The 1,428-nt window shown below is 36.8% G+C and carries 2 protein-coding genes; both read left to right on the top strand.

The window, feature by feature from the left end; translation table 11 throughout:
- Positions 1-301: hydroxyisourate hydrolase (gene uraH / locus EG849_RS15475; RefSeq protein ID WP_125014334.1), on the top strand; the 301-nt coding region annotated here is incomplete at its 5' end.
- A gap of 271 nt (positions 302-572) precedes the next feature.
- Complete coding sequence (locus EG849_RS15470) at positions 573-1,187, top strand: DUF4145 domain-containing protein (protein WP_125014332.1); 615 nt, start codon at positions 573-575, stop codon at positions 1,185-1,187.
- Positions 1,188-1,428 lie beyond the last annotated feature (241 nt).

Genomic DNA, 1,428 nt, shown 5'->3' with positions numbered 1-1,428 from the left:
AATGCCTGCTGCTGGCGTGAGCATCAAATTAGAAAAGTACAATGAGCAGAAAAAAACCTGGTCGTTTGTGGATGAAAAAATCACAGACCATAACGGCCGAATTACCGATTTTCTGCCTTCAGAAAAACCGAACCTAGGCATTTACAAACTGACATATTATACCAGCGATTATTTTAAAAAAAACAACACCGATAGTTTTTACCCTTTTATTGAAGTGGTATTTCAAATAAAAGACGCAAATCACTATCACGTTCCGATCACACTTTCGTCATATGGCTACTCTACTTACAGAGGCAACTAAACCCCACTTCTCGAGCCTATTGCTCGTAACGTACAACATTTCTAAAAACGCAACCTTTATGGCTGCGTTTTTTTTGCCCTAATTAAAATGTAAGAAAAATAAATAATTTGGAATAGATATTTTGTTATATTCGTTAAAATAATTCGGGTCAAAGTTTCGTGTATACCGCTATTTTTGGGTGTTTATGCGAAAGTTTGTTTCGCTTATTTATGAGTTGTGCGCCATTGCCCACATTGCGACAAAAAACCTTAATTTTATAAGAAATAAAATCATGAACGTTCAATTATCACCAAATTTGCTATTATCAAGATGTCCTCATTGTCGAGTAGATAAGCCTAACCTAATTCAAAAATATCATTTTATAACAGCAGCTCATGATGGCACAAATCCCAGAAATTGGGGAATTTATCAGTGCCAACGTTGTGGAGGAATTATAACGGCATATGCAAGGCAACATTCTGTTTGGGTAAGTGAAGTCTTTCCAGGTGAAATTTCGATCGATGACAGCATTCCGATTAAAGCTAAAACGTTTTTAGATCAGGCAATAAATAGTATCCATGCTCCTTCTGGAGCAGTAATGTTAGCGGCTAGTTTAGTAGATTCTATGCTAAAAGAAAAAGGGTATAAACAAGGCAAATTATACGGGCGAATTAATAACGCGTTAAAAGATCATTTAATTACAAAAGAAATGTCTGATTGGGCACTTGAAGTTAGACTAGATGCTAATGATGAACGACACGCAGATGAAGAGGCGGAATTACCAAACGAAAATGATGCAAAAAAAGTTATAGATTTCGCTTTAGCTTTAGCAGAGTTTTTATTTATTCTTCCGTCAAAAATTGAAAGAGGAATTGAAGATGCTAAGACAAGTACACCAGAAGAATAAAACGGCACATAACAGCCAGAGTTTCGTTGGGCTTGCAAAGCCAACAATGAAACTCGTGTTGAACGGAACCGCTCTACATCCCTCCCTTATGGGGTTTACGATACATGAGTAAGAAGAATTTCAAGAGGCTATTGTGCCTCTTTTTTTTGGAGTAGTTTTCTTTACGTGGTTTTCAGTGTTTTCCTTCACTTTCGGGCACAAGTGCCCTTACCCATAAAGTTAGTTTTCACAGGGATTGGTG

This window comes from Flavobacterium macacae (assembly GCF_003865365.1).
Lineage (GTDB): Bacteria > Bacteroidota > Bacteroidia > Flavobacteriales > Flavobacteriaceae > Flavobacterium > Flavobacterium macacae.
This window is presented reverse-complemented; position numbering and strand designations above follow the sequence as displayed.

Excerpts from the sequence above, each read along its gene's own strand:
- EG849_RS15470 (WP_125014332.1), top strand. The coding sequence starts at position 573 with ATGAACGTTCAATTATCACCAAATTTGCTATTATCAAGATGTCCTCAT.